General features: G+C 51.3%; 43 protein-coding genes. 37 read left to right on the top strand and 6 right to left on the bottom strand.

The window, feature by feature from the left end; genetic code table 11:
- Positions 1-47: 47 nt before the first annotated feature.
- Entirely contained in the window at positions 48-521 is a 474-nt protein-coding gene (gene bfr, locus AC6I8C_RS16910) for a bacterioferritin (protein ID WP_013359241.1), read from the top strand.
- Here bfr and AC6I8C_RS16905 read toward each other — a convergent pair.
- The gene (locus tag AC6I8C_RS16905; RefSeq protein ID WP_497823098.1) at positions 508-1,275 is read right to left on the bottom strand and encodes a prepilin peptidase; all 768 of its coding nucleotides are present in this window, start codon (positions 1,273-1,275) and stop codon (positions 508-510) included. The genes bfr and AC6I8C_RS16905 overlap by 14 nt on opposite strands.
- A 393-nt stretch (positions 1,276-1,668) precedes the next feature.
- Between AC6I8C_RS16905 and rpsJ the strand changes: the two genes are divergently transcribed.
- From rpsJ to AC6I8C_RS16745, 32 genes are all read left to right on the top strand, one after another.
- Positions 1,669-1,980 carry a 30S ribosomal protein S10 gene (gene rpsJ, locus AC6I8C_RS16900; RefSeq protein WP_001181005.1) on the top strand — a complete coding sequence of 104 codons (312 nt, stop codon included), beginning with the start codon at positions 1,669-1,671 and terminating at the stop codon, positions 1,978-1,980.
- A 32-nt stretch (positions 1,981-2,012) separates the two neighbouring features.
- Positions 2,013-2,642: a 50S ribosomal protein L3 gene (gene rplC / locus AC6I8C_RS16895; RefSeq protein ID WP_003850712.1), complete on the top strand. Its 630-nt coding sequence runs from the start codon at positions 2,013-2,015 to the stop codon at positions 2,640-2,642.
- A 10-nt stretch (positions 2,643-2,652) separates the two neighbouring features.
- The gene (rplD, locus tag AC6I8C_RS16890; RefSeq protein WP_003850711.1) at positions 2,653-3,258 is read left to right on the top strand and encodes a 50S ribosomal protein L4; all 606 of its coding nucleotides are present in this window, start codon (positions 2,653-2,655) and stop codon (positions 3,256-3,258) included.
- Positions 3,255-3,557, top strand: a complete 303-nt coding sequence (gene rplW / locus AC6I8C_RS16885) for a 50S ribosomal protein L23 (protein ID WP_003850708.1) — start codon at positions 3,255-3,257, stop codon at positions 3,555-3,557. Before rplD ends, rplW begins: the two co-directional genes overlap by 4 nt.
- A gap of 17 nt (positions 3,558-3,574) precedes the next feature.
- The gene (gene rplB / locus AC6I8C_RS16880) at positions 3,575-4,396 is read left to right on the top strand and encodes a 50S ribosomal protein L2 (protein WP_013359239.1); all 822 of its coding nucleotides are present in this window, start codon (positions 3,575-3,577) and stop codon (positions 4,394-4,396) included.
- Between the two features lie 16 nt (positions 4,397-4,412).
- Positions 4,413-4,691, top strand: coding sequence for a 30S ribosomal protein S19 (rpsS, locus tag AC6I8C_RS16875; protein ID WP_001138115.1), 279 nt, complete (start codon positions 4,413-4,415; stop codon positions 4,689-4,691).
- Positions 4,692-4,704: 13 nt separating this feature from the next.
- A complete protein-coding gene (gene rplV, locus AC6I8C_RS16870; RefSeq protein WP_008927136.1) occupies positions 4,705-5,037 on the top strand; it encodes a 50S ribosomal protein L22 in 333 nt (110 codons plus the stop codon).
- Positions 5,038-5,054: 17 nt separating this feature from the next.
- Positions 5,055-5,753 (top strand): 30S ribosomal protein S3, encoded by a 699-nt coding sequence (gene rpsC, locus AC6I8C_RS16865; RefSeq protein WP_008927135.1) that lies wholly within the window; start codon positions 5,055-5,057, stop codon positions 5,751-5,753.
- 12 nt (positions 5,754-5,765) lie between these two features.
- The gene (gene rplP / locus AC6I8C_RS16860; RefSeq protein WP_008927134.1) at positions 5,766-6,176 is read left to right on the top strand and encodes a 50S ribosomal protein L16; all 411 of its coding nucleotides are present in this window, start codon (positions 5,766-5,768) and stop codon (positions 6,174-6,176) included.
- A complete protein-coding gene (rpmC, locus tag AC6I8C_RS16855) occupies positions 6,176-6,367 on the top strand; it encodes a 50S ribosomal protein L29 (RefSeq protein ID WP_003850146.1) in 192 nt (63 codons plus the stop codon). Before rplP ends, rpmC begins: the two co-directional genes overlap by 1 nt.
- A complete protein-coding gene (gene rpsQ / locus AC6I8C_RS16850) occupies positions 6,367-6,621 on the top strand; it encodes a 30S ribosomal protein S17 (protein WP_003850147.1) in 255 nt (84 codons plus the stop codon). Before rpmC ends, rpsQ begins: the two co-directional genes overlap by 1 nt.
- A gap of 357 nt (positions 6,622-6,978) precedes the next feature.
- Entirely contained in the window at positions 6,979-8,331 is a 1,353-nt protein-coding gene (locus AC6I8C_RS16845) for an 8-oxoguanine deaminase (RefSeq protein WP_497823097.1), read from the top strand.
- A gap of 248 nt (positions 8,332-8,579) precedes the next feature.
- Positions 8,580-8,951 carry a 50S ribosomal protein L14 gene (gene rplN / locus AC6I8C_RS16840; protein WP_006120590.1) on the top strand — a complete coding sequence of 124 codons (372 nt, stop codon included), beginning with the start codon at positions 8,580-8,582 and terminating at the stop codon, positions 8,949-8,951.
- 10 nt (positions 8,952-8,961) lie between these two features.
- Complete coding sequence (gene rplX, locus AC6I8C_RS16835; protein ID WP_003850150.1) at positions 8,962-9,276, top strand: 50S ribosomal protein L24; 315 nt, start codon at positions 8,962-8,964, stop codon at positions 9,274-9,276.
- A gap of 14 nt (positions 9,277-9,290) precedes the next feature.
- Positions 9,291-9,830 carry a 50S ribosomal protein L5 gene (rplE, locus tag AC6I8C_RS16830; protein ID WP_003850155.1) on the top strand — a complete coding sequence of 180 codons (540 nt, stop codon included), beginning with the start codon at positions 9,291-9,293 and terminating at the stop codon, positions 9,828-9,830.
- Positions 9,831-9,844: 14 nt separating this feature from the next.
- Positions 9,845-10,150 (top strand): 30S ribosomal protein S14, encoded by a 306-nt coding sequence (gene rpsN, locus AC6I8C_RS16825; protein ID WP_008927132.1) that lies wholly within the window; start codon positions 9,845-9,847, stop codon positions 10,148-10,150.
- Positions 10,151-10,182: 32 nt separating this feature from the next.
- The gene (gene rpsH, locus AC6I8C_RS16820) at positions 10,183-10,575 is read left to right on the top strand and encodes a 30S ribosomal protein S8 (RefSeq protein ID WP_003850158.1); all 393 of its coding nucleotides are present in this window, start codon (positions 10,183-10,185) and stop codon (positions 10,573-10,575) included.
- A gap of 13 nt (positions 10,576-10,588) precedes the next feature.
- Positions 10,589-11,122: a 50S ribosomal protein L6 gene (gene rplF / locus AC6I8C_RS16815; protein WP_013359237.1), complete on the top strand. Its 534-nt coding sequence runs from the start codon at positions 10,589-10,591 to the stop codon at positions 11,120-11,122.
- 9 nt (positions 11,123-11,131) lie between these two features.
- Positions 11,132-11,485, top strand: a complete 354-nt coding sequence (rplR, locus tag AC6I8C_RS16810; RefSeq protein ID WP_003850163.1) for a 50S ribosomal protein L18 — start codon at positions 11,132-11,134, stop codon at positions 11,483-11,485.
- A gap of 14 nt (positions 11,486-11,499) precedes the next feature.
- Entirely contained in the window at positions 11,500-12,000 is a 501-nt protein-coding gene (gene rpsE / locus AC6I8C_RS16805) for a 30S ribosomal protein S5 (protein ID WP_003850164.1), read from the top strand.
- A 5-nt stretch (positions 12,001-12,005) separates the two neighbouring features.
- Positions 12,006-12,185: a 50S ribosomal protein L30 gene (gene rpmD, locus AC6I8C_RS16800; RefSeq protein WP_003850166.1), complete on the top strand. Its 180-nt coding sequence runs from the start codon at positions 12,006-12,008 to the stop codon at positions 12,183-12,185.
- A 3-nt stretch (positions 12,186-12,188) separates the two neighbouring features.
- A complete protein-coding gene (rplO, locus tag AC6I8C_RS16795; protein ID WP_003850168.1) occupies positions 12,189-12,623 on the top strand; it encodes a 50S ribosomal protein L15 in 435 nt (144 codons plus the stop codon).
- 7 nt (positions 12,624-12,630) lie between these two features.
- Positions 12,631-13,962 carry a preprotein translocase subunit SecY gene (secY, locus tag AC6I8C_RS16790; RefSeq protein WP_003850175.1) on the top strand — a complete coding sequence of 444 codons (1,332 nt, stop codon included), beginning with the start codon at positions 12,631-12,633 and terminating at the stop codon, positions 13,960-13,962.
- Between the two features lie 32 nt (positions 13,963-13,994).
- Complete coding sequence (rpmJ, locus tag AC6I8C_RS16785) at positions 13,995-14,111, top strand: 50S ribosomal protein L36 (protein WP_010252805.1); 117 nt, start codon at positions 13,995-13,997, stop codon at positions 14,109-14,111.
- Between the two features lie 146 nt (positions 14,112-14,257).
- Positions 14,258-14,614, top strand: a complete 357-nt coding sequence (rpsM, locus tag AC6I8C_RS16780; protein ID WP_003850176.1) for a 30S ribosomal protein S13 — start codon at positions 14,258-14,260, stop codon at positions 14,612-14,614.
- Positions 14,615-14,630: 16 nt separating this feature from the next.
- Positions 14,631-15,020, top strand: a complete 390-nt coding sequence (gene rpsK, locus AC6I8C_RS16775; protein ID WP_004160563.1) for a 30S ribosomal protein S11 — start codon at positions 14,631-14,633, stop codon at positions 15,018-15,020.
- A 33-nt stretch (positions 15,021-15,053) separates the two neighbouring features.
- Positions 15,054-15,674, top strand: a complete 621-nt coding sequence (rpsD, locus tag AC6I8C_RS16770) for a 30S ribosomal protein S4 (RefSeq protein WP_008927131.1) — start codon at positions 15,054-15,056, stop codon at positions 15,672-15,674.
- Positions 15,675-15,699: 25 nt separating this feature from the next.
- Positions 15,700-16,689 carry a DNA-directed RNA polymerase subunit alpha gene (locus AC6I8C_RS16765; protein ID WP_497823096.1) on the top strand — a complete coding sequence of 330 codons (990 nt, stop codon included), beginning with the start codon at positions 15,700-15,702 and terminating at the stop codon, positions 16,687-16,689.
- A 40-nt stretch (positions 16,690-16,729) separates the two neighbouring features.
- Positions 16,730-17,116 carry a 50S ribosomal protein L17 gene (rplQ, locus tag AC6I8C_RS16760; RefSeq protein WP_003850180.1) on the top strand — a complete coding sequence of 129 codons (387 nt, stop codon included), beginning with the start codon at positions 16,730-16,732 and terminating at the stop codon, positions 17,114-17,116.
- A gap of 95 nt (positions 17,117-17,211) precedes the next feature.
- A complete protein-coding gene (locus AC6I8C_RS16755; RefSeq protein ID WP_497823095.1) occupies positions 17,212-17,583 on the top strand; it encodes a DnaJ family domain-containing protein in 372 nt (123 codons plus the stop codon).
- On the top strand, positions 17,584-18,000 hold the full coding sequence (gene zntR / locus AC6I8C_RS16750; protein ID WP_013359235.1) for a Zn(2+)-responsive transcriptional regulator: 417 nt from the start codon (positions 17,584-17,586) through the stop codon (positions 17,998-18,000).
- Between the two features lie 59 nt (positions 18,001-18,059).
- On the top strand, positions 18,060-18,344 hold the full coding sequence (locus tag AC6I8C_RS16745) for an alternative ribosome-rescue factor A (protein WP_135907602.1): 285 nt from the start codon (positions 18,060-18,062) through the stop codon (positions 18,342-18,344).
- Here the strand turns inward: AC6I8C_RS16745 and mscL are convergent.
- The 5 genes from mscL to def all read right to left on the bottom strand — a co-directional run bounded on the left by mscL (position 18,294) and on the right by def (position 23,052).
- Positions 18,294-18,704 (bottom strand): large-conductance mechanosensitive channel protein MscL, encoded by a 411-nt coding sequence (gene mscL, locus AC6I8C_RS16740; protein ID WP_033734108.1) that lies wholly within the window; start codon positions 18,702-18,704, stop codon positions 18,294-18,296. The two genes, AC6I8C_RS16745 and mscL, sit on opposite strands and share 51 nt — an antisense overlap.
- 124 nt (positions 18,705-18,828) lie before the next feature.
- Positions 18,829-20,205 carry a Trk system potassium transporter TrkA gene (gene trkA / locus AC6I8C_RS16735; protein ID WP_013359233.1) on the bottom strand — a complete coding sequence of 459 codons (1,377 nt, stop codon included), beginning with the start codon at positions 20,203-20,205 and terminating at the stop codon, positions 18,829-18,831.
- Between the two features lie 18 nt (positions 20,206-20,223).
- Complete coding sequence (rsmB, locus tag AC6I8C_RS16730; RefSeq protein ID WP_497823094.1) at positions 20,224-21,525, bottom strand: 16S rRNA (cytosine(967)-C(5))-methyltransferase RsmB; 1,302 nt, start codon at positions 21,523-21,525, stop codon at positions 20,224-20,226.
- 49 nt (positions 21,526-21,574) lie between these two features.
- Positions 21,575-22,519 (bottom strand): methionyl-tRNA formyltransferase, encoded by a 945-nt coding sequence (fmt, locus tag AC6I8C_RS16725; RefSeq protein ID WP_497823093.1) that lies wholly within the window; start codon positions 22,517-22,519, stop codon positions 21,575-21,577.
- A 20-nt stretch (positions 22,520-22,539) separates the two neighbouring features.
- Positions 22,540-23,052: a peptide deformylase gene (gene def, locus AC6I8C_RS16720; protein WP_013359230.1), complete on the bottom strand. Its 513-nt coding sequence runs from the start codon at positions 23,050-23,052 to the stop codon at positions 22,540-22,542.
- Between the two features lie 115 nt (positions 23,053-23,167).
- On the opposite strand from def, the gene dprA reads away from it, so the two are divergent.
- The 4 genes from dprA to tsaC are packed head-to-tail and all read left to right on the top strand — an operon-like array spanning position 23,168 to position 25,886.
- Positions 23,168-24,292, top strand: a complete 1,125-nt coding sequence (gene dprA, locus AC6I8C_RS16715) for a DNA-protecting protein DprA (protein ID WP_497823092.1) — start codon at positions 23,168-23,170, stop codon at positions 24,290-24,292.
- Entirely contained in the window at positions 24,264-24,737 is a 474-nt protein-coding gene (smg, locus tag AC6I8C_RS16710; protein ID WP_013359228.1) for a DUF494 family protein Smg, read from the top strand. Before dprA ends, smg begins: the two co-directional genes overlap by 29 nt.
- A 24-nt stretch (positions 24,738-24,761) precedes the next feature.
- Positions 24,762-25,310, top strand: coding sequence for a DNA topoisomerase family protein (locus tag AC6I8C_RS16705; RefSeq protein ID WP_033734101.1), 549 nt, complete (start codon positions 24,762-24,764; stop codon positions 25,308-25,310).
- A gap of 3 nt (positions 25,311-25,313) precedes the next feature.
- Entirely contained in the window at positions 25,314-25,886 is a 573-nt protein-coding gene (tsaC, locus tag AC6I8C_RS16700; protein WP_497823091.1) for an L-threonylcarbamoyladenylate synthase type 1 TsaC, read from the top strand.

Here is a 25,886-nt window from a genome sequence, read left to right as displayed (position 1 = left end):
TTTTAACCACATCTACGCTCTAATAAACCAGACGCGGAGGGTTAATAATGAAGGGCGATATCAAAGTTATCAGTCATCTTAATAAACTGCTTGGAAATGAACTGGTTGCCATCAACCAGTACTTTCTGCATGCGCGCATGTTTAAAAACTGGGGGCTGACGCGCCTCAACGATGTGGAGTATCACGAATCGATCGACGAGATGAAGCATGCTGACAAATACATTGAACGCATTCTCTTTCTTGAGGGCATTCCAAATCTTCAGGATTTGGGACGTCTGCGTATTGGTGAAGACGTCGAGGAGATGCTGAGTTCAGACCTGAATCTGGAGCTGGAAGGCGCTAAAGATCTGCGTGAGGCCATCTCCTATGCTGACAAGGTACATGACTATGTCAGCCGTGACATGATGATTGAAATCCTGGCTGATGAAGAGCATCACATCGACTGGATTGAAACGGAACTTGAGTTAATCCAGAAGATGGGTATCCAGAACTATCTGCAGGCTCAAATCAAAGAAGAGTGAATCGGGTCTGCAGCACGATCGTTACCCAGCCCGCAATGGCCAGGAAAGGGCCAAATGGCAGCGGGCTTTTCCCCTGAATTATCCCCCGACGCTGCAGCATTACAATTGTCGCCAGTGCCAGAAAAGTGCTACCCAGTGCAATCCAGGGTAGTGCTTGCCATCCACAACACGCGCCTAACGCCGCGAAAAGCTTGATATCACCATAACCTAATCCTTCGTAGCCCCGAACCTGCCGATAGCTCCAGGCGAGCAGCCACAATGTACAGTAGCCCGACAGGGCGCCCCATATCGCTGCTGTTTCATTTCCGGTCGCGCTGGCCTGGAGTAATCCCAGCCAGAGCAGCAGATAGCTGAGCGGGTCAGGTATACAGAAGTGGTGGCGATCAATGGCAGCCACCAGAAGCAGCAGGCTGGAGGCAGTAATGATGAAGATAGCGTCGGCAGAATCGGTGAAGCTTTGCAACACCAGCAGGCAAAGTATTGCGACCAGCCATTCAGTGACAAAGCTTTCCGCACCGAACGGATGATGACAGAAGCGGCACCGACCTTTTAGCCGTGGCCAGCTAATCAATGGCAGCGCATCGTGCCATAGCAGGTGCTGCTGACAACAATCACACCGTGAACCGGGAAAGCAGAGTGCGACAAACCACTGAGCCGGTGAGAGGGCGGGTGAGAAGCGCATACAGGCCAGCGAAAGAAAGCTTCCCAGTGCGCCTCCGCCAGCGAGTGCTGTGAATTGAGTGAACAGTGACATGATGCTGCTCCGGATGAGAGGTTAAGAGCACTTTCATCGGCTTCTTAATCTGTGTCATCCATGGATAAATAACGGCGGAAAAGTGCTCGCAACAAAATTTGTGGTTTAACCGCTCTGCGGCACTGCATTGCGACGCGTGCCGCATGAACCGGCCACTATTTAACAGGGAAAACCGCAACACGGGTTGCTTCCTGAACAGATTTACGTATAATGCGCGGGCCTGCAGATATTGCAGGCGCGATTCGAGCAGAATCGCAGACGGCTGAAATATAGGCCGCCTGACAATACTCCCAATTGGGGAGTTATATGCTGAACGATTACACTCTCCCATCAATCGTAATGGGCTCGAGTAGTAATTTTTTTCGTCTATAAAAAGTTTGGAGCTCTGGTCTCATGCAGAACCAAAGAATCCGTATCCGTCTTAAAGCGTTTGATCATCGTCTGATCGATCAATCAACCGCGGAAATCGTTGAGACCGCCAAGCGCACTGGTGCGCAGGTTCGTGGTCCAATCCCGCTGCCAACCCGCAAAGAGCGTTTTACTGTTCTGATCTCTCCGCACGTTAACAAAGATGCGCGTGATCAGTACGAAATCCGCACTCACAAGCGTCTGGTAGACATCGTTGAGCCAACTGAAAAAACGGTTGATGCTCTGATGCGTCTGGATCTGGCTGCCGGTGTTGACGTGCAGATCAGCCTGGGTTAATCAGGTCATCGAGCGATTGAGAGGTTGAAACAATGATTGGTTTAGTCGGTAAAAAAGTGGGCATGACCCGCATCTTCACTGAAGATGGCGTTTCTATCCCCGTCACCGTAATCGAAGTTGAAGCGAACCGCGTTACTCAGGTCAAAGGCCTGGAAAACGATGGTTACCAGGCAATTCAGGTTACCACCGGTGCTAAAAAAGCAAACCGTGTGACCAAACCTGAAGCTGGTCATTTTGCTAAAGCTGGCGTTGAAGCTGGCCGTGGCCTGTGGGAATTCCGCACCGCTGAAGGTGAAGAGTACTCTGTAGGTCAGAGCATCAGCGTTGAGATTTTCGCTGAAGTTAAGAAAGTTGACGTAACCGGTACCTCTAAAGGTAAAGGTTTCGCCGGTACCGTTAAGCGCTGGAACTTCCGTACCCAGGACGCTACTCACGGTAACTCCTTGTCTCACCGCGTTCCGGGTTCTATCGGTCAGAACCAGACTCCGGGCAAAGTGTTCAAAGGCAAGAAAATGGCAGGTCAGCTGGGTAATGAGCGCGTAACCGTTCAGAGTCTGGACGTAGTACGTGTTGACGCTGAGCGCAACCTGCTGCTGGTTAAAGGTGCAGTTCCCGGTGCTACCGGTAGCGACCTGATCGTTAAACCAGCTGTGAAGGCGTAAGGGGATAGCAATGGAATTAGTATTGAAAGACGCGCAGAGCGCGCTGACTGTTTCCGAAACTACCTTCGGTCGTGATTTCAACGAAGCGCTGGTTCACCAGGTTGTTGTTGCTTACGCATCTGGCGCCCGCCAGGGTACTCGCGCGCAGAAAACTCGCGCCGAAGTAACCGGTTCAGGCAAAAAGCCATGGCGTCAGAAAGGCACCGGCCGTGCGCGTGCAGGTTCTGTAAAGAGCCCAATCTGGCGTTCAGGTGGCGTGACCTTTGCTGCGAAGCCGCAGGACCACAGTCAAAAAGTTAACAAAAAGATGTACCGCGGCGCGCTGAAAAGCATCCTGTCCGAACTGGTACGTCAAGATCGTCTGATCGTTGTCGAATCATTTGCTGTAGAAGCACCGAAAACCAAGCTGCTGGTACAGAAACTGAAAGACATGGCTCTGGAAGACGTGCTGATCATCACCGGTGAACTGGATGAGAATCTGTTCCTGGCTGCGCGTAACCTGTACAAGGTTGACGTGCGTGATGCATCCGGTATCGACCCAGTTAGCCTGATCGCCTTCGACAAAGTCGTTATGACTGCTGATGCAGTTAAGCAAGTTGAGGAGATGCTGGCATGATCCGTGAAGAACGTCTGCTGAAAGTACTGCGCGCGCCGCACGTATCTGAAAAAGCATCTAGCGCGATGGAAAAAACTAATACCATCGTTCTCAAAGTTGCTAATGACGCGACCAAAGCAGAGATCGTTGCTGCTGTTGAGAAACTGTTCGAAGTAGAAGTTAAAGACGTAAACACCCTGGTAGTTAAGGGCAAAGTTAAGCGTCAAGGACAGCGTATCGGTCGTCGTAGCGACTGGAAAAAAGCTTACGTCACCCTGAAAGAAGGCCAGAATCTGGACTTCGCTGGCGGCGCTGAGTAAGTCGGAGGAGAAAGACAATGGCAGTTGTTAAATGTAAACCGACATCTCCGGGTCGTCGCCATGTAGTTAAAGTGGTAAACGCGGAGCTGCACAAGGGCAAACCATTTGCCCCGCTGGTAGAAAAAAACAGCAAATCCGGTGGCCGTAACAACAATGGTCGTATCACTACCCGTCATATCGGTGGTGGTCACAAGCAGGCTTACCGTATTGTTGACTTCAAACGCAACAAAGATGGTATCCCGGCAACCGTTGAACGTCTTGAGTACGATCCGAACCGCTCTGCGAACATCGCACTGGTTCTGTACAAAGACGGCGAGCGCCGTTACATCCTGGCCCCTAAAGGCCTGAAAGCCGGCGACCAGATCCAATCTGGCGTTGATGCTGCGATCAAAGCAGGTAACACACTGCCGATGCGTAACATCCCGGTGGGTTCAACCGTGCATAACGTAGAAATGAAACCAGGCAAAGGCGGTCAGATTGCTCGCTCAGCTGGTGCTTACGTGCAGATCGTTGCGCGTGAAGGTTCTTACGTTACCCTGCGTCTGCGTTCAGGTGAAATGCGTAAAGTCGAGTCTGACTGCCGCGCAACACTGGGCGAAGTCGGCAACGCTGAGCATATGCTGCGCGTTCTGGGTAAAGCTGGTGCAGCCCGTTGGCGTGGTGTTCGTCCGACCGTTCGTGGTACCGCGATGAACCCAGTTGATCACCCGCACGGTGGTGGTGAAGGTCGTAACTTTGGTAAGCACCCGGTAACTCCGTGGGGCGTTCAGACCAAAGGTAAGAAGACCCGTAGCAACAAGCGTACTGATAAATTTATCGTACGTCGCCGTAGCAAATAATATTAGAGGATAAGCCATGCCACGTTCTCTCAAGAAAGGTCCTTTTATTGACCTGCACTTGCTGAAGAAGGTAGAGAAAGCGGTGGAAAGCGGTGACAAGAAGCCTTTGCGCACTTGGTCCCGTCGTTCAACGATCTTTCCTAACATGATCGGTTTGACCATCGCTGTCCATAATGGTCGTCAGCACGTTCCTGTCTTTGTTTCCGACGAAATGGTTGGTCACAAACTGGGTGAATTCGCGCCGACACGTACTTATCGCGGTCACGCGGCTGATAAAAAAGCCAAGAAGAAATAAGTAGGAGGAAGAGATGGAAACTTTAGCTCAACATCGCCACGCTCGTTCTTCTGCTCAGAAGGTTCGCCTTGTTGCTGACCTGATTCGCGGTAAGAAAGTGTCGCAGGCACTGGACATTTTGACCTACACCAATAAGAAAGCGGCTGTACTGGTCAAAAAAGTTCTGGAATCTGCCATTGCTAACGCCGAACACAACGATGGCGCTGATATCGACGATCTGAAAATCACGAAAATTTTCGTTGATGAAGGTCCGACCATGAAACGCATTATGCCGCGTGCCAAAGGTCGTGCAGATCGCATCCTGAAGCGCACCAGCCACATTACTGTGGTTGTGTCCGATCGCTGAGACTCTGGAGACTAGCAATGGGTCAGAAAGTACATCCTAATGGTATTCGCCTGGGTATTGTAAAACCATGGAACTCTACCTGGTTTGCGAACACCAACGAATTCGCTGACAACCTGGACAGCGATTTTAAAGTACGTCAGTTCCTGACTAAAGAACTGGCTAAAGCATCTGTCTCTCGTATCGTTATCGAGCGTCCAGCGAAGAGCATCCGTGTGACTATTCACACCGCTCGTCCGGGCATCGTTATCGGTAAGAAAGGCGAAGATGTAGAAAAACTGCGCACGGTCGTCGCGAAAATCGCTGGCGTTCCTGCACAGATTAATATCGCCGAAGTCCGCAAGCCGGAACTGGACGCGAAACTGGTAGCTGACAGCATCACTTCACAGCTGGAGCGTCGTGTGATGTTCCGTCGTGCTATGAAGCGTGCAGTTCAGAACGCCATGCGTCTTGGCGCGAAGGGTATTAAAGTTGAAGTTAGCGGCCGTCTGGGTGGCGCTGAGATCGCACGTACCGAATGGTATCGTGAAGGTCGCGTGCCATTGCACACACTGCGTGCTGACATTGACTACAACACCTCTGAAGCGCACACCACTTATGGTGTAATCGGCGTTAAGGTATGGATCTTCAAAGGTGAGATCCTGGGTGGTATGGCTGCTGTTGAACAACCGGAACCGGCTGCTCAACCTAAAAAGCAGCAGCGTAAAGGCCGTAAGTAAGGAGAGTCGCTGATGTTACAACCAAAGCGTACGAAATTCCGTAAGGTGCACAAAGGCCGTAACCGCGGTCTGGCTGCGGGTACGGATGTCAGCTTCGGTACTTTCGGTCTGAAAGCTGTTGGCCGTGGTCGTCTGACTGCTCGTCAGATCGAAGCAGCACGTCGTGCTATGACCCGTGCAGTTAAGCGTCAAGGTAAGATCTGGATCCGAGTATTCCCGGACAAACCGATCACCGAGAAGCCGCTGGAAGTGCGTATGGGTAAAGGTAAGGGTAACGTAGAGTATTGGGTTGCCCTGATCCAGCCTGGTAAAGTCCTGTATGAAATGGACGGCGTACCAGAAGAGCTGGCCCGTGAAGCATTCAAGCTGGCAGCAGCAAAACTGCCTATCAAAACCACCTTTGTAACTAAGACGGTGATGTAATGAAAGCAACTGAGCTGCGTGAAAAAAGCGTTGAAGAGCTGAACACTGAGCTGCTTAATCTGCTGCGTGAGCAATTTAACCTGCGCATGCAGGCAGCATCTGGCCAACTGCAGCAGACTCATCTGCTGAAACAGGTTCGCCGTGATGTTGCACGCGTTAAGACTTTACTGACTGAGAAGGCGGGTTCGTAATGACCGATAAAATCCGTACTCTGCAGGGTCGTGTAGTAAGTGACAAAATGCAGAAATCTGCAGTTGTTGCTATCGAACGTTTTGTGAAACACCCGATCTACGGCAAATTCATCAAACGTACGACCAAGCTGCACATCCATGACGAGAACAATGAATGTGGAATTGGTGACGTGGTAGAAATCCGCGAATGCCGTCCACTGTCCAAGACTAAATCCTGGACCCTGGTTCGCGTAATCGAGAAAGCGGTTCTGTAATAAGAATTGTATTCTCTGAGGAAACCCTCTGCTTCGGCAGGGGGTTTTTTTTTGCCTGTAATCGGGGTTGATCCATTTGTGCCTGTGACAGAGCAGATTTGATGGTGCTCAAAAATCTAGCAGATTGTCAGGTCTAAGCTGAGACGGTTCAGGCAATGAGGCCTGAAAGCTGCGGGCCATAAAGGTCCGGGTTATCATAACTGTACAAGGAAATGTGCTGTGAAAATGGAGAGTCCTGACCGCTTACGCCGGTCATTGATAAAGCTGCCACTGTTAGCTGCGTTACCTGCGATTAGCTCTGCCAAAAGCTTGCCGCTATTATCGGGTAGCACACAATCACAACCCACAGGCAATAGCATGGAACGAACTCTGTTACTGAAGAATGCTGAATGCGTGGTCTGCATGGATGCCGACCGGCGGGAAATACGGAACGCCAGTATTCTGATTAAAGGAAATCAGATCGTTGCGGTCGGGGAAGCAGGATCGTTACCCGATAGCGCAGATGAGATTATCGATCTGCGGGGACACATTGTTATACCTGGCCTGATTAATACGCATCATCACATGTATCAGAGCCTGACCCGGGCTATTCCTGCGGTACAAAACGGCGAACTGTTCAACTGGCTTACCCACCTCTACCCACTATGGCAGAATCTGACACCTGAGATGATTCATATCTCAACGCAGATTTCGATGGCCGAGTTAATGCTCTCCGGTTGTACCACCACCAGTGACCATCTCTATGTCTACCCTAACGGCTGTAAGCTTGACGACAGCATTGAGGCTGCAGCGTTAATGGGCATGCGTTTCCATGCCAGCCGGGGCAGCATGAGCGTCGGTAAATCCCTGGGTGGCCTGCCGCCTGATTCGCTGGTTGAGAATGAAGCCGCCATCCTCAGGGACACGCAGCGTGTAATTGAGCGCTATCACGATGACAGCCACGGCTCGATGTTACGCATCGTGGTGGCACCATGTTCACCGTTCTCGGTCAGTCGTGAGCTGATGAAGCAGTCCGCTGCACTGGCACGCAGCTTCAAAGTCTCGATGCATACTCATCTGGCGGAAAACGACAGCGATATCCGCTATAGCCGCGAGAAATTCAACATGACGCCAGCGCAGTACGTTGAGGACCTCGGCTGGGTAGGGCCGGATGTCTGGCATGCACACTGCGTAAAACTGGATCAGCATGGTATGGAGCTTTTTGCACGTACCGGAACCGGCGTTGCACACTGTCCCTGTTCAAACATGCGTCTCGGTTCGGGTATAGCACCAATACGCCACATGTGTGATGCCGGTGTCCATGTCGGTATGGGCGTGGATGGGTCAGCCTCCAATGACAGCTCAGACATGATGGCAGAGGTACGTCAGGCGATGCTGTTGCAACGCGTGGGTTTCGGTCCGGATGCGATGACGGCTCGTCAGGCTCTGGAGCTGGCGACGCTGGGTGGAGCAAAAGTGCTGAATCGCGACGACGTGGGCGCCATTGCACCGGGCATGATGGCTGACTTAGCGATCTTTGACCTGAATCGCATTGGTCTTGCCGGGGCAGGGCACGATCCTGTCGCCGCCCTGGTGTTCTGTAATCCGGGGCAGGTCGCTTACAGCATCATCAACGGAAAAGTCAGGGTGCGTGACGGACAACTGGCCGGAATTGAACTGCCAGCCGTGCTGCATCAGCATAACCAACTGGCCAGAAAACTGGTTAGTTGAGCCAGAAGGGCACTTTATTAGGGAGGCGACGAAAAATAAGGCAGATTACATTTGCTACTGTTCGCACTATTCCCTAGAATACGCCCTCCCTGTCATCAGGGAAAATCAGCGGCTCGATTGAGAGCCGTTTATTTTTTCTACCCATCTGTGAGAACCGGTGTTACAATGCCGCGCCCTCAATTATGGGGCTTTCTAACGACCTGAGGTTTAGGTCCCGAAGTAGTAGTTGACATTAGCGGAGCACTAAAATGATCCAAGAACAGACTATGCTGAACGTCGCCGACAACTCCGGTGCACGTCGCGTAATGTGTATCAAGGTTCTGGGTGGCTCGCACCGTCGCTACGCAGGCGTCGGTGACATCATCAAAGTTACCATCAAGGAAGCAATTCCTCGTGGTAAAGTCAAAAAAGGTGATGTCCTGAAGGCGGTAGTGGTGCGCACCAGGAAGGGTGTTCGTCGCCCGGACGGTTCTGTCATTCGCTTCGATGGTAATGCATGCGTTATTCTGAACAATAACAGTGAGCAGCCTATCGGTACGCGTATTTTTGGGCCGGTAACTCGTGAACTTCGTACTGAAAAGTTCATGAAAATTATCTCTCTGGCACCAGAAGTACTCTAAGGAGCGAACAATGGCAGCTAAAATCCGTCGTAACGACGAAGTTATCGTGTTAACCGGTAAAGATAAAGGTAAGCGCGGTAAAGTTAAGAATGTCCTGTCTTCTGGTAAGGTCATCGTTGAAGGTATCAACCTGGTTAAAAAACATCAGAAGCCGGTTCCGGCCCTGAACCAACCAGGTGGCATCGTTGAAAAAGAAGCTGCTATTCAGGTTTCTAACGTTGCACTGTTCAACGCGGCAACTGGTAAGGCTGACCGTGTAGGCTTTAGATTCGAAGACGGCAAAAAAGTCCGTTTCTTCAAGTCTAACAGCGAAACTATCAAGTAATTTGGAGTAGTACGATGGCGAAACTGCATGATTACTACAAAGACGAAGTAGTCCAGAAACTCATGACAGAGTTTGGCTACAATTCTGTCATGCAAGTCCCTCGGGTCGAGAAGATCACCCTGAACATGGGTGTTGGTGAAGCGATCGCTGACAAGAAACTGCTGGATAACGCAGCAGCTGACCTGGCAGCAATCTCCGGTCAAAAACCGCTGGTCACCAAAGCACGCAAATCAGTTGCAGGCTTCAAAATCCGTCAGGGCTATCCGATCGGCTGTAAAGTAACTCTGCGTGGCGAGCGCATGTGGGAGTTCTTTGAGCGTCTGGTCACCATTGCAGTTCCACGTATCCGTGACTTCCGTGGCTTGTCCGCTAAGTCATTCGATGGTCGTGGCAACTACAGCATGGGTGTACGTGAGCAGATCATCTTCCCAGAAATCGACTACGACAAAGTCGATCGCGTTCGTGGTTTGGATATCACCATTACCACTACTGCGAAATCTGATGATGAAGGCCGTGCTCTGCTGGCTGCCTTTGACTTCCCGTTCCGTAAGTAAGGTAGGGTTACTTAATGGCTAAGCAATCTATGAAAGCGCGCGAAGTTAAGCGTGCAAAATTAGCAGACAAATTCTTCGCTAAACGCGCTGAACTGAAAGCGATCATCTCTGATGTGAACGCTTCCGACGAAGACCGTTGGGATGCTGTTCTGAAGCTGCAGAGTCTGCCGCGTGATTCCAGCCCTTCACGTCAGCGTAACCGCTGCCGTCAAACAGGTCGTCCGCACGGTTTCCTGCGGAAGTTTGGGTTGAGCCGTATCAAGGTCCGCGAAGCCGCCATGCGCGGTGAAATTCCGGGTCTGAAAAAGGCTAGCTGGTAATTGTCACCAATTGAATCACGGGAGTAACACAGATGAGCATGCAAGATCCGATCGCGGATATGCTGACCCGTATCCGTAACGGTCAGGCCGCGAACAAAGTTGCGGTCACCATGCCTTCCTCCAAGCTGAAATTGGCAATTGCCAACGTTCTGAAGGAAGAAGGATATATTGAAGATTTCAAAATCGAAGGCGACATCAAGCTGGAACTGGAACTTACTCTCAAGTATTTCCAGGGCAAAGCTGTTGTAGAAAGCATTCAGCGAGTAAGCCGTCCTGGCCTGCGCATCTATAAGAAAAAAGATGAGCTGCCAAAGGTAATGGCTGGTATGGGCATCGCTGTAGTTTCTACATCTAAAGGTGTCATGACTGATCGTGCAGCGCGCCAGGCAGGTCTTGGTGGCGAAATTATCTGCTACGTAGCGTAATCGGAGGATACATATGTCTCGTGTTGCTAAAGCACCTGTCGTTGTTCCTGCCGGCGTAGAGGTAAAACTCGACGGTCAGGTAATTTCGATTAAAGGTAAAAACGGCGAGCTGACTCGTACTATCAATGATGCTGTTGAAGTTAAGCATGCTGACAACGCTCTGACTTTCGCTCCGCGCGAAGGTTTCGTTGACGGCTGGGCGCAGGCGGGTACTTCTCGCGCGCTGCTGAACGCAATGGTTATCGGTGTTACCGAAGGCTTCACTAAGAAGCTGCAGCTGGTTGGTGTAGGTTATCGTGCAGCCGTTAAAGGCGACGTGGTAAACCTGTCTCTGGGCTTTTCTCATCCAGTCGATCACCAGCTGCCCGCGGGTATCACTGCAGAATGTCCAACTCAGACTGAGATCGTGCTGAAAGGCGCTGATAAACAGCTGATTGGTCAGGTTGCTGCGGACCTGCGCGCCTACCGTCGTCCTGAGCCTTACAAAGGCAAGGGTGTCCGTTACGCCGACGAAGTCGTGCGTACCAAAGAGGCTAAGAAGAAGTAAGGTAACACTATGGATAAGAAATCTGCTCGTATCCGTCGTGCGACCCGTGCACGTCGCAAGCTCAAAGAGCTGGGTGCTACTCGCCTGGTGGTACATCGTACCCCGCGTCATATTTACGCACAGGTAATCGCCCCGAACGGTTCCGAAGTTCTGGTCGCTGCTTCTACTGTAGAAAAAGCTATCACTGAACAACTGAAGTATACCGGTAATAAAGAAGCCGCAGCTGCAGTAGGTAAAGCTATCGCAGAACGCGCAATCGAAAAAGGCATCACTGGTGTTTCTTTCGACCGTTCCGGTTTCCAATATCATGGTCGCGTCCAGGCACTGGCAGATGCTGCCCGTGAAGCTGGCCTTCAGTTCTAAGGTAGAGGTCTAAGATGGCACACATCGAGAAACAAGCTGGCGAACTGCAGGAAAAACTGATCGCGGTAAACCGTGTTTCTAAAACTGTTAAAGGTGGCCGTATCTTTTCCTTCACAGCACTGACTGTGGTAGGTGATGGTAATGGTCGCGTAGGTTTTGGTTACGGTAAAGCGCGTGAAGTTCCAGCAGCGATCCAGAAAGCGATGGAGAAAGCCCGTCGCAACATGGTTAACGTCGCGCTGACCAACGGCACCCTGCAGCACCCTGTTAAAGGTGCACACACGGGTTCCCGCGTGTTCATGCAGCCGGCTTCAGAAGGTACCGGTATCATCGCCGGTGGTGCAATGCGCGCCGTTCTGGAAGTCGCTGGAGTTCATAACGTACTGGCAAAAGCCTATGGTTCTACTAACCCGATTAACGTGGTTCGTGCAACTATCGACGGCCTGGGCAATATGAAATCTCCGGAAATGGTCGCTGCTAAGCGTGGTAAATCCGTTGAAGAAATTCTGGGGTAATCACGATGGCTAAGACTATTAAAATCACTCAAACCCGTAGTTCAATCGGCCGCTTGCCTAAGCATAAAGCCACTCTGGTTGGCCTGGGTCTGCGTCGTATTGGCCACACCGTTGAGCGTGAAGACACGCCTGCAGTACGCGGTATGGTTAACGCGGTTTCCTATATGGTTAAAGTGGAGGAGTAAGAGATGCGTTTAAATACTCTGTCTCCGGCCGAAGGGTCTAAGCACGCTACCAAGCGTCTGGGTCGTGGTATCGGTTCTGGCCTCGGAAAAACCGGTGGTCGTGGTCACAAAGGTCAGAACTCACGTTCTGGCGGTGGCGTACGTCGCGGTTTCGAAGGTGGTCAGATGCCTCTGTACCGTCGTCTGCCGAAGTTCGGTTTCACCTCTCGCAAAGCAATGATCACCACAGAGATTCGTCTGTCTGATCTGGCGAAAGTTGAAGGCGGTATCGTCGACCTGAACGCGCTGAAAGCTGCCAACATTGTCGGTGTTCAGATTGAATTCGTTAAAGTAATTCTGTCTGGTGAAGTATCTACACCGGTAACGGTTCGCGGCCTGCGTGTCACCAAAGGTGCTCGTGCTGCAATCGAAGCTGCTGGCGGTAAAATCGAGGAATAAGTAGCAGATGGCTAAACAACCGGGATTAGATTTTCAAAGTGCCAAAGGCGGCTTTGGTGAGCTGAAACGCAGACTGCTGTTTGTAATCGGCGCACTCATTGTCTTCCGTATTGGCTCTTTTATTCCAATCCCTGGTATTGATGCCACTGTACTTGCCAAACTGCTTGAGCAACAGCGTGGCACCATCATTGAAATGTTTAACATGTTCTCTGGTGGTGCTCTCAGCCGTGCTTCTATTTTCGCACTGGGTATCATGCCGTATATTTCGGCATCGATCATCATCCAGTTATTAACGGTGGTTCATCCAGCGTTAGCGGAAATTAAGAAAGAAGGGGAGGCTGGCCGTCGTAAGATTAGCCAGTACACCCGATACGGTACGTTGGTATTGGCCATATTTCAGTCGATCGGTATTGCTACCGGTCTGCCGAATATGCCAGGGATGCAAGGCCTGGTTATGAATCCAGGCTTTGCTTTCTACTTTACCGCTGTTGTGAGTCTGGTCTCAGGAACAATGTTCCTGATGTGGCTGGGCGAACAGATTACTGAGCGTGGTATCGGTAACGGTATTTCGATCATTATCTTCGCAGGTATTGTTGCGGGTCTTCCGCCGGCCATTGGCCATACCATCGAGCAAGCGCGGCAAGGCGACCTGCACTTCCTTCTGTTGCTGTTGGTTGCAGTACTCGTATTCGCAGTGACCTTCTTTGTTATCTTCGTTGAACGTGGTCAGCGCCGCATTGTGGTGAACTACGCAAAACGTCAGCAGGGTCGTCGCGTTTACGCTGCACAGAGCACACATTTACCGTTGAAAGTGAATATGGCGGGCGTTATTCCAGCCATCTTTGCTTCCAGCATTATTCTGTTCCCGGCAACGATTGCATCGTGGTTTGGGGGCGGTACCGGTTGGAACTGGCTGACAACAATTTCGCTGTATTTGCAGCCAGGACAGCCGCTTTATGTGCTACTCTATGCGACTGCAATCATCTTCTTCTGTTTCTTCTATACGGCGTTGGTTTTCAACCCACGTGAAACAGCAGATAACCTGAAGAAGTCTGGTGCATTCGTACCGGGAATTCGTCCGGGAGAGCAAACGGCGAAGTATATTGATAAAGTGATGACACGACTGACCTTAATCGGCGCTCTGTATATTACTTTTATCTGCCTTATCCCGGAGTTCATGCGTGATGCGATGAAGGTTCCCTTCTACTTTGGCGGTACTTCACTGCTCATCGTAGTTGTCGTCATCATGGACTTTATGGCTCAAGTGCAAACTCTGATGATGTCCAGTCAGTATGAGTCGGCACTGAAGAAAGCTAACCTGAAAGGCTACGGCCGTTAATTCAGTTGGTTGAGAAGTTACGGAGAGTAAAAATGAAAGTTCGTGCTTCCGTCAAGAGATTATGTCGTAACTGCAAAATCATTCGTCGCGACGGTGTCGTACGTGTGATCTGCAGCGCCGAGCCAAAGCATAAACAGCGCCAAGGCTGATTTTGTCACATATTTTTCTTGCAAAGTCGGGTTGAGCTGGCTAGATTAGCCAGCCAATCTTTTGTATGTCAGTACGTTTCCATTTGAGTATCCTGAAAACGGGCTTTTCAGCATGGGACGTGCTTGTTTAATTATAGGAGTGCATAGTGGCCCGTATAGCAGGCATTAACATTCCTGATCAAAAACATACCGTTATCGCATTAACTTCGATCTTCGGTATCGGTAAAACCCGTTCAAAAGCCATCTGCGCTTCAACGGGTATTGCTGAAAATGTTAAGATCAGTGAGCTGTCTGAAGAACAAATTGATCAGCTGCGTGATGCAGTTGCGAAATTCGTTGTAGAAGGTGATCTGCGCCGTGAAATCACCCTGAGCATCAAGCGTCTTATGGACCTTGGTTGCTACCGTGGTTTGCGCCATCGTCGTGGTCTTCCGGTTCGCGGTCAGCGTACTAAGACCAACGCACGTACCCGTAAGGGTCCGCGTAAACCGATCAAGAAATAATCGGGGTGAGTAAATAATGGCAAAGGCACCAGTTCGTGCACGCAAGCGTGTAAGAAAACAAGTCTCAGATGGCGTGGCTCATGTCCATGCTTCTTTTAACAACACCATCGTTACCATTACTGATCGTCAGGGTAACGCACTGGGTTGGGCAACCGCCGGTGGTTCCGGTTTCCGCGGTTCACGTAAATCCACTCCGTTTGCTGCTCAGGTCGCTGCAGAGCGCTGTGCAGAAGCGGTAAAAGATTACGGAATTAAGAACCTGGAAGTTATGGTAAAGGGTCCGGGTCCAGGTCGCGAATCTACGATTCGTGCTTTGAACGCCGCTGGTTTCCGCATCACTAATATTACTGATGTGACTCCGATCCCTCATAACGGTTGTCGTCCGCCGAAAAAACGTCGCGTATAACGCCCGTTTTTTTAGGATAGTTGGAGAAAGAAAATGGCAAGATATTTGGGTCCTAAGCTCAAGCTGAGCCGTCGTGAGGGCACTGACTTATTCCTTAAGTCTGGCGTTCGCGCGATTGATTCCAAGTGTAAGATTGAACAAGCCCCTGGTCAGCATGGTGCGCGTAAACCGCGTCTGTCTGATTACGGCGGTCAGTTACGTGAAAAGCAGAAAGTTCGTCGTATCTACGGCGTGCTGGAGCGTCAGTTCCGTAACTATTATAAAGAAGCAGCTCGTCTGAAAGGCAACACCGGTGAAAACCTGTTGGCTCTGCTGGAAGGTCGTCTGGACAACGTAGTTTATCGTATGGGCTTTGGTGCCACTCGTGCAGAAGCACGTCAGCTGGTGAGCCATAAGTCTGTTCTGGTAAATGGCCGCGTTGTTAACATCGCTTCTTATCAGGTATCTCCGAATGATGTCGTTAGCATCCGTGAGAAAGCCAAAAAGCAATCTCGCGTGAAGGCCGCTCTGGAGCTGGCTGAGCAGCGTGAAAAGCCAACCTGGCTGGAAGTTGATGCGACTAAGATGGAAGGTGTGTTCAAGCGTATTCCTGAACGTACTGATCTGTCTGCGGACATTAACGAACACCTGATCGTCGAGCTTTACTCCAAGTAAGGCTTAGTACCAAAGAGAGGACACAATGCAGGGTTCTGTGACAGAGTTTCTAAAACCGCGCCTGGTAGATATCGAGCAAGTGAGTTCGACGCACGCCAAGGTGACCCTTGAGCCTTTAGAGCGTGGCTTTGGCCATACTCTTGGTAACGCACTGCGCCGTATTCTGCTTTCATCCATGCCGGGTTGCGCGGTGACCGAGGTTGAAATTGATGGTGTACTTCATGAGTACAGCACCAAAGAGGGCGTACAGGAAGATATCCTGGAAATCCTGCTCAACCTGAAAGGGCTGGCGGTAAGAGTTCAGGGTAAAGATGAAGTTATTCTGACCTTGAATAAATCTGGCATTGGCCCTGTGACTGCAGCCGACATTACCCATGATGGTGATGTCGAAATCGTCAAGCCTCAGCATGTCATTTGCCATCTGACCGATGAGAACGCTGCTATCAGCATGCGTATCAAAGTTCAGCGTGGACGTGGCTATGTGCCGGCTTCTGCCCGAATTCATTCGGAAGAAGAAGAGCGCCCAATCGGCCGCCTGTTAGTTGACGCTTGCTACAGCCCTGTAGACCGTATCGCCTACAATGTTGAAGCAGCGCGTGTAGAGCAGCGCACCGACCTGGACAAGCTGGTCATCGAAATGGAAACCAACGGCACAATCGATCCTGAAGAGGCGATTCGTCGTGCGGCAACCATTCTGGCAGAACAACTTGAAGCTTTCGTTGACCTACGTGATGTACGTCAGCCGGAAGTTAAAGAAGAGAAACCAGAATTCGATCCGATCCTGCTGCGCCCTGTTGACGATCTGGAATTGACTGTCCGCTCTGCTAACTGCCTTAAGGCAGAAGCTATCCACTACATCGGTGATCTGGTACAGCGTACCGAGGTTGAGCTGCTTAAAACGCCTAACCTTGGTAAAAAATCTCTTACTGAGATTAAAGATGTGCTGGCTTCGCGTGGTCTTTCTCTGGGCATGCGCCTCGAGAACTGGCCGCCAGCAAGCATTGCTGATGAATAATCAGATCACAGGTTAAGGTTTCACTGAGAAGGATAAGGTCATGCGCCATCGTAAGAGTGGTCGTCAACTGAACCGCAACAGCAGCCATCGTCAGGCTATGTTCCGCAACATGGCCGGTTCTCTGGTTCGTCATGAGATCATCAAAACGACTCTGCCGAAAGCCAAAGAACTGCGTCGCGTAGTTGAGCCGCTGATTACTCTTGCCAAGACCGACAGCGTAGCTAATCGTCGTCTGGCATTCGCCCGTACTCGTGATAACGAGATCGTGGCAAAACTGTTTAATGAGCTGGGCCCGCGTTTTGCGAGCCGTGCCGGTGGTTACACTCGTATTCTGAAGTGTGGCTTCCGTGCTGGTGACAACGCTCCGATGGCTTACATCGAGCTGGTTGATCGTCCAGAAGCTCAAGCAGAAGCAGCCGCAGAGTAATCTGTAGCAACGTAAAAAACCCGCTTCGGCGGGTTTTTTATTGCCTGAAATTTACTACCTTAGAAAGATGTCTTTCATGTTCAAAGGAGTCGATTATGTGGCTGGTTGATGAACTTGCGGAACAGCATATTAAGGCAGCGCTGGAAAAGGGTGAGCTGAGCAATCTTCCGGGCTCTGGAAAGCCATTACAGCTGGATGATGACAGTCATGTTCCTCCTGAATTAAGAGCGGGCTACCGGCTACTGAAAAACGCGGGCTTTCTGCCGCCGGAGCTGGAGTTAAGACGGGAGGCGATGGAAGTGAACGATCTTATTCGCCAGCTCGATCCCGAGGATCATCGCTATCAGGATCATTGTCATCGGCTTCAGTTGCTGGCGCTGCGATTACGCCAGGCGGGTATGAGCACGGATTTTCTGCATGGCGATTATTCGACAGCCCTTCAGAATCACTTCAGTGAGGAGGAGTAGATGTTTCGCATCGGACAGTTAGCTAAGCTTGCTGACGTCACGCCAGATACCATCCGTTTTTATGAAAAACAGCAGATGATGGATCATGACGGTCGTACGGAAGGAGGATTTCGCCTTTATACCGAGGCCGATCTTCAGCGTCTGAAATTTATCCGCTACGGTCGTAAACTTGGGTTTAGCCTTGAAGCCATCAGAGAGCTGCTTTCCATCCGGGTCGATCCTGCGCATCATACCTGTCAGGAATCGAAAGCTATCGTTGAAAAGCGGCTAAGTGAAGTGGCTCAGATGATCGCAGAATTGGAAACGATGCAGCGCTCTTTGCGACACCTCTCTGATGCGTGTTGTGGTGACAGTCACAGTAGCATTTCGTGCTCAATTCTTGAGGCACTGGAGCGGGGAGAGGCGCTGAGTAAATAAGCATCTTGTTATTTTGCTGCAAAGGAATAGAGTATCTGACCATCTCAACAGGAGGCGTTATGAGTAAATATCAGCATACTAAAGGGCAAATTCGCGATAACGCGATTCAGGCTCTGCTGCACGACCCGTTATTTCGACAACGTATTGAGCAGAAGCAAAAGGGTAAAGGCAGTTTTAAGCGGAAAGAGAAACATGGCAAGGGGACTGGATGGGAGGGCAGTGATAAGAAAGCGTCTTATCACTGCCCTTCTGCTTTTACAGTAAAAAAAACCGCCCTGGAGGCGGCTTATTCACTATACCCGGGTGTTCTGCTGTTTCAGCAGATCGCGGATTTCGGTCAGTAAGACTTCTTCGTTTGACGGTTTAGCAACCGGCTTCTCAACTTCCTTTTTCTTATACAGACGATTCATCAACTTAATCGCCATAAAGATCGCGAAAGCGATAATGACGAAATCAAAGATGGTCTGAAGAAAGATACCGTACTGCATAACAACAGCTGGCGCATCGCCTGTTGCGGGCTTAAGAACCCATGCGAATGATTTGAAATCGACTCCGCCGATCAGCAAGCCTAATGGTGGCATGATGATATTAGCGACTAATGATGAAACGATTTTACCGAATGCTGCACCGATGATGACACCCACGGCTAAATCCATTACGTTGCCGCGCATTGCGAAATCACGAAACTCTTTGATTAAACTCATACTTATCTCCTTGCCCAAGCCAACGCCATAAAGTCTAACAAACCTCACTGTTTTTGCCATCAACACAGCTAATTAAGCGGCAGTTTTGCATGCAGCATGCTGAGTTAGCCTGTAAAAGCGGCATTTACAGGAAAAACGGACTCGGCTGGAAGAGGCGTTCCACATCTGACACGAATTTCTTATCGGTCAGGAACATGATGACATGATCGCCTTGTTCAATACGCAGGTTATCATTGGCAATCATCACATCATCACCACGAACGACTGCGCCAATAATGGTCCCTGGCGGCAATTTGATGTCATCAATCGAACGACCCACAACGCGTGACGTCGACTCGTCACCATGCGCTATCGCTTCGATCGCCTCTGCTATACCGCGTCGTAACGATGAAACGCCAACGATATCCGCTTTGCGCACATGACCCAGCAGAGCAGAGATCGTGGCTTGCTGAGGGGAAATAGCGATATCGATGACGCTGCCCTGGACCAGATCGACGTAAGCGCGGCGCTGAATCAGTACCATCACTTTTTTCGCACCCATCTTTTTCGCCAGCATGGCTGACATGATGTTGGCTTCATCATCGTTGGTGACGGCGATAAACAGATCGACCTGCTCAACGTGCTCTTCAGCGAGCAGCTCCTGATCGGACGCATCGCCATAAAACACCACTGTGTCATGCAGATGTTCTGCGAGTTCCGCTGCGCGCTGGGGATTCCGTTCAATCAGCTTAACGCTGTAGTGCTTCTCAAGCCGCTGCGCCAGACCGAAACCGATGTTGCCGCCACCGACCAGCATAATCCGTTTATAAGGTTTCTCTAGCCGCTGCATTTCACTCATCACCGCACGAATGTTCTGGCTGGCAGCGATGAAGAACACTTCATCACCTGCTTCTACAATGGTTGAACCCTGAGGACGAATAGGGCGATCCTGCCGGAATATAGCGGCTACGCGCGTATCAATGTGTGGCATGTGCTCACGCATGATCGAGAGCGGATTTCCTACCAGCGGCCCGCCATAATAGGCTTTTACCACTGCCAGACTGACTTTTCCCTCAGCAAAGTTAACCACCTGCAATGCACCAGGATACTGAATCAGCCGGTAGATATTGTCGATTACCAGCTGCTCAGGTGAGATCAGATGATCGATAGGCACCGCTTCAGGTATAAACAACTTGTCTGCATCACGCAGATAGTCGGCCGCGCGGATACGGGCGATGCGATTCGGGGTATTGAAAAGCGAATAAGCAATCTGGCAGGCGATCATGTTGGTTTCATCCGAGTTGGTTACGGCAACCAGCATGTCGGCATCTTCCGCACCCGCCTCACGCAGAATTCGCGGATGGGAACCATGGCCCTGAACAACGCGCAAATCGAACTTATCCTGCAGATGACGCAGGCGCGAAGAGTCAGTATCGACCACCGTAATGTCGTTGTTTTCACCCACCAGATTCTCTGCCAGAGTTCCGCCAACCTGTCCTGCGCCCAGAATGATTATTTTCATCGCTTATCAATACTCATCTCAGTTTGTACCCGATTTCTTTATCAGCTTAGCGTAGAAGAAACCATCTCCGCCTTCGGCCTGCGGGAATACCTGCAAGCCGTTCGCCGGCGCACCCCTGAGGGATTCTGCCTGAGCATCGTGCTGGCGTTGCAGGAAAGCATCAATCTGCTGATGATTCTCTTCAGGCAGGATAGAGCAGGTGGCATAAATCAGCGTACCGCCTGGTTTCAGGTGCGGCCAGATGGCGTCAAGAATTTCACTCTGAAGCTTTGCCAGCTCAGCGATATCACGATCGCGACGCAGCCATTTAATGTCAGGATGACGGCGGATTACACCGGTCGCAGAGCAGGGCGCATCCAGCAGAATACGGTTAAACTGACGATTACCGCACCACTGTTGCGGCGTTCGTCCATCCCCCTGTTTCACCTCTGCTTTCATGCCCAACCGCTGCAGATTTTCTTCAACGCGTTTAAGACGCTGCGCATCTACGTCGACGGCCATCACTTCTGCTTCCGGCGCAATTTCAAGAATGTGGGTCGTTTTACCGCCAGGCGCCGCGCATAAATCCAGAATCTGTTCGCCATTTTGCGGTTCAAGCAGCAAAGCACAGCGCTGAGCGGATAAGTCCTGCACGGTCACCCAACCCTGATCAAAGCCGGGTAGCTGGCTGACCGGGGCAGGCGCGTCAAGCCGCAGCGCATCCGGTACGTCGTCAGCGGGTTGTGCATTTCTGTCGCTTTCGACCAGCATGGCCAGCCATGCGTCACGATTGTGGTGCTGGCGGTTAACCCGCAGCCACATCGGCGGACGCTGATTATTGGCTTCCACAATCTGCTGCCACTGTTCCGGCCAGGCATGCTGCAATCGCTTTAGCAGCCATCCCGGATGCAGATAACGCTGTGGGCCATCCTGAATGCTGGCGAGCATCTCTTCCCGCTGACGCTGAAACTGGCGTAATACACCATTTAACAAGCCTTTCAGGCTGGTACGCTTCAGGACTTCGGCGCCCGCGACGGTTTCTGCCAGTGCGGCATGGGCAGGCACGCGGGTATATTCCAGCTGATAAAGCCCGACCATGATCAGATAGTGCAGAACCCGCTGTTTGCCGGTCAGTGGGCGCTCCATCAATTTGCCAATTAGCGCTTCCAGCTGCGGCAATGTGCGCAATACGCCAAAACAGATTTCCTGCACTAACGCGCTATCTTTGTCAGAGAGTTTTTTCTGGGCGGCCGGCAGTGCGGTATTCAGGGATTCACCTTTGTCGACCACACGCTCAATAAGTTGAGCGGAAAGACTTCGCAGGTTGATAGATTTAGTCATAGGGTTTTGTCATCAAACAAAAGGCCCGGTGAGTGACCGGGCCTGGGAGTCAGTCGAGAAGGGTTCCAGGTTCAAACCATTCCCGGCGCGAGTTGAGAAGATCCTGAGCCGACATCGGTTTTTTACCGGCAGGCTGTAACTGCAGCAGATTCAGTACACCCTGAGCCGTCGCGACCTGTATGCCATGCTTATCCGCACTGATAATTTCACCCGGCGAACGATCGCTGTGCGGCAGAACGCTTGCCTGCCAGACTTTTACCGGTTGATCGTCAATGGTGAAAAAGCTCATTGGCCAGGGGTTAAAGGCGCGAATGCAACGTTCAAGCTGGTCTGCAGAAAGGGACCAGTCAAGACGCGCCTCCTCTTTACTGAGCTTCTCAGCATAGTTGGCCAGTGTTTCATCCTGCTTTTCAGGTGAAGCCTGTCCTGTGCTCAGTAACGTCAGCGTATCCAGCAGCCCCTGTGGACCAAGCTGCGCGAGCTTGTCATAGAGCGTTGCACTGGTATCTTCAGCGGTAATCGGGCAAGCCAGCTTATGCAGCATATCGCCGGTGTCTAACCCCACGTCCATCTGCATGATTGTCACGCCAGTTTCGCTATCGCCAGCCCACAGTGCGCGCTGAATAGGCGCGGCTCCGCGCCAGCGCGGCAGCAGCGAACCATGAACGTTGATACAGCCGAAACGTGGCATATCCAGTACGGCCTTTGGCAGAATCAATCCGTAGGCCACAACCACCATCACGTCTGCCTTCAGATCAGCGACCAGTTGCTGATTTTCTTCAGGTCGCAGTGACTTAGGCTGATAAACCGGAATGTCATGTGCCAGCGCCAGCGTTTTGACCGGGCCCGGCGTGAGTTTGTTACCGCGACCCGCAGGACGGTCGGGTTGGGTGAATACGCCGATAACCTGATGTTCAGAAGCAAGCAGCGCGTCAAGATGACGCGCTGCGAAGTCAGGTGTGCCGGCAAAGATGATTTTTAGCGGGGCAGACACGTTTATCCCTTCTTAAGATCTCAGGAAGCCTGCGCGTTCTGACGCGCCAGTTTCTCTAACTTAGTTTTGATTCGTTGCCGCTTCAGAGGCGACAGATAATCAATAAACAGTTTGCCTTCCAGATGATCAATCTCATGCTGGATGCAGATGGCCAGTAACTCGCTGGCTTCCAGTTCGAAACTTTTACCATCACGATCAAGTGCGCGAACCTTTACCCGCTCAGCACGTGGAACAAACGCGCGCTGTTCCGGAATAGAGAGGCACCCCTCTTCAATACCGGTTTCGCCGCTTTTTTCCAGCAGCTCAGGGTTAATCAGGACTAAACGCTCTTCACGACTTTCAGAGACATCAATCACGATAATGCGCTGATGAATATCGACCTGCGTAGCCGCAAGACCGATACCTTCTTCGGCATACATCGTCTCGAACATATCATCAACGATACGCTGAATGTCTGCGTTAACTTCTTTAACGGGCGCGGCGACTTTGCGAAGACGCTCGTCAGGGAAATGTAATACCTGCAAAACTGACATAAATATCCAGATCTGTATTCGGTTAAGAAAAGATTACTGCCTCATATTGTAGACTTTTCGAGGCCTGATTGACAGCATTGTGCGGCAGGAAGCAAGGGCGTTCAGGGAGCAGGAGATGGACAAAACAGAGCAGTATATGCGGCTGGCGGCCGTCACCGGAATGACAGGAAAACGCTGGGTTGACGTGGCGCAGCAGACAGGTGCCGGACTGGCAGACGATGATCAGCTTATCCGGCTTGGATTAGATGCCAGCCAGCGGCAGCAATATTATGAATTTAATGAAAAAAATATTGAGAAAGTCTGTTGCTGGCTGGCGCAGAGTCCGGCTCATCATCTGATTACCGCTCTGGATGCAGCTTATCCAGCCCGTCTTAAAGAAACCAATCGCTTTCCGCCGCTGCTTTATATTGATGGCGATCCTGCTGTTATCAGTACACCACAGTTAGCAATTGTAGGAAGCCGGAACAGCTCTCACTATGGCCGTTACTGGTGTGACTGGTTTACCCAGCATTTAAGCCTGGGCGGATTGACCATCACCAGCGGACTGGCGCGGGGTATTGATGGCGTTGCGCATCAGGCCGCACTTAACGTGGGCGGTAAAACGGTGGCGGTGTTAGGAAGCGGGTTGCAGCATCTTTATCCCAAAAACCATACCCGTCTTGCCGCAGAGATTGTCGATCAGGGCGGTGCTATCGTTTCTGAGTTTCCACTGACGACCATACCGCATCCGCTTAATTTTCCACGCCGTAATCGTATCATTAGCGGCCTGAGCCACGGTGTGCTGGTGGTAGAAGCCTCGCTGAAAAGTGGCTCACTGGTGACGGCCCGTTATGCGCTGGAGCAAAATCGCAATGTCTATGCCTTACCTGGCGCGCTCGGCAACCCGTTAAGCGAAGGCGTAAACTGGCTGATTCAGCAGGGCGCGCTGCTGGTGGCTCATCCCAATAACATCGCAGAAGATCTGGCAAATGCACTTAACTGGCTACCCGTGGCTCAGGCGGATGAAATTTATTCTGAGGTGAGGGACGATGCTCCATTGCCATTTGCTGATGTGTTGGCTAACGTAGGAGATGATGTTACACCTGTTGACGTTGTCGCTGAACGTGCCGGCCAATCTGTGCCAGTTATCTCAGCTCAGTTGCTGGAACTGGAGTTAGCAGGATGGATCGCAGCTGTACCCGGCGGCTATGTCCGATTGAGGAGGGCATGCCATGTTCGACGTACTGATGTACTTGTTTGAGACATATATCCACAACGAAGCAGAAATGGGTGTTGATCAGGACAGATTGACAGATGACCTGACGGATGCCGGGTTCCATCGTGAAGATGTTTACAGTGCGCTGAACTGGTTAGAAAGACTGGCTGACTATCAGGAAGGACTGGTAGAACCCATTTTACTGACAAATGATCCGCTCTCCATGCGTATTTATACCGATGAAGAGAGCAAACGTTTAGATGCTGACAGCCGTGGTTTCCTGCTGTTCCTGGAGCAGATTCAGGTGCTGAACCTGGAAACCCGTGAAATGGTCATCGAACGTATCATGGCGCTGGATACCTCAGAGTTTGATCTGGAGGATCTCAAATGGGTGGTGCTGATGGTGTTGTTCAACATCCCGGGATGTGAAAATGCCTATCAGCAGATGGAAGAACTGCTATTCGACGCCAATGAAGGTATGCTGCATTAAATTTCCTTTCATGCATTGATCGCTATGAGTAAAGCTGCACTCTTCACCGTGCGTAAACAGGATCCCTGCCCCGCTTGCGGGGCAGAACTGGTTATCCGCTCCGGTAAACACGGTCCTTTTCTGGGCTGCGCGAACTACCCGGCTTGTGACTACATTCGACCTTTAAAAGGTCAGGCCGATGGCCATGTGGTCAAAGTGCTGGAAGGACACGCCTGTCCTGAATGTGGTGCGGATAAAGTGTTGCGGCAGGGACGTTTTGGCATGTTTATCGGCTGCAGCCTCTATCCGGAATGCGGATACACAGAAACCATCGATAAACCGGATGAAACCTCGCTGGCCTGTCCACAGTGCCATGAAGGCCGGTTAGTTCAGCGGCGTTCCCGTTACGGCAAAACGTTTCACTCCTGCGATCGTTATCCGGCCTGCCAGTTTGTCGTCAATCTGACACCCGTTGCCGGAATCTGTCCTTATTGTGAGTATCCGCTGTTAGTTGAGAAAAAGACGGCGCAGGGCGTTAAGCGCTTCTGCGCCAGTAAGAGTTGTGGCAAAGCCATCGCTGAAGAGAATTCATAGACCATGGAAAATCAACACCTCGCCGATTCACTTGAGACCTGTTTAGAGCATCTGAATCGTCAGGCGGTCATCGCCTATCCCACGGAAGCCGTATTTGGTCTGGGCTGTGACCCTGACAGTGAATCTGCCGTTATGGCGTTGCTGGCGCTGAAACAGCGCCCGGTAGAGAAGGGGCTCATCCTGATTGCGGCTGATTACAGTCAGCTTGAGCCTTACATCTCGGCGCGCGAACTTTCTGTAGTCCAGCGAGAGCGGATGTCTGCCTGCTGGCCCGGCCCGGTGACTTTTGTCGTGCCTGTGCCGCCACAGACACCTCGCTGGCTTACCGGACAGTTTGATTCACTGGCCATTCGCGTCAGTGACCATCCGGATGTTCAGGCGCTATGTCGGGCGTTTGGCAAACCGCTGGTCTCGACCAGCGCAAACCTGTCAGGCCAGCCTCCCTGCCGTACGGCTGAAGAAGTGAAGCAGCAGTTTGGTGAGCCGTTCCCGGTTCTGTCGGGTAAAACGAGTGGACGAATCAATCCTTCTGAAATCCGCGATGTCATTAGCGGCGAACTCATACGTCAGGGTTAA

This window comes from Pantoea sp. X-Soil-YNGN-844, from assembly GCF_059730595.1.
This window is presented reverse-complemented; position numbering and strand designations above follow the sequence as displayed.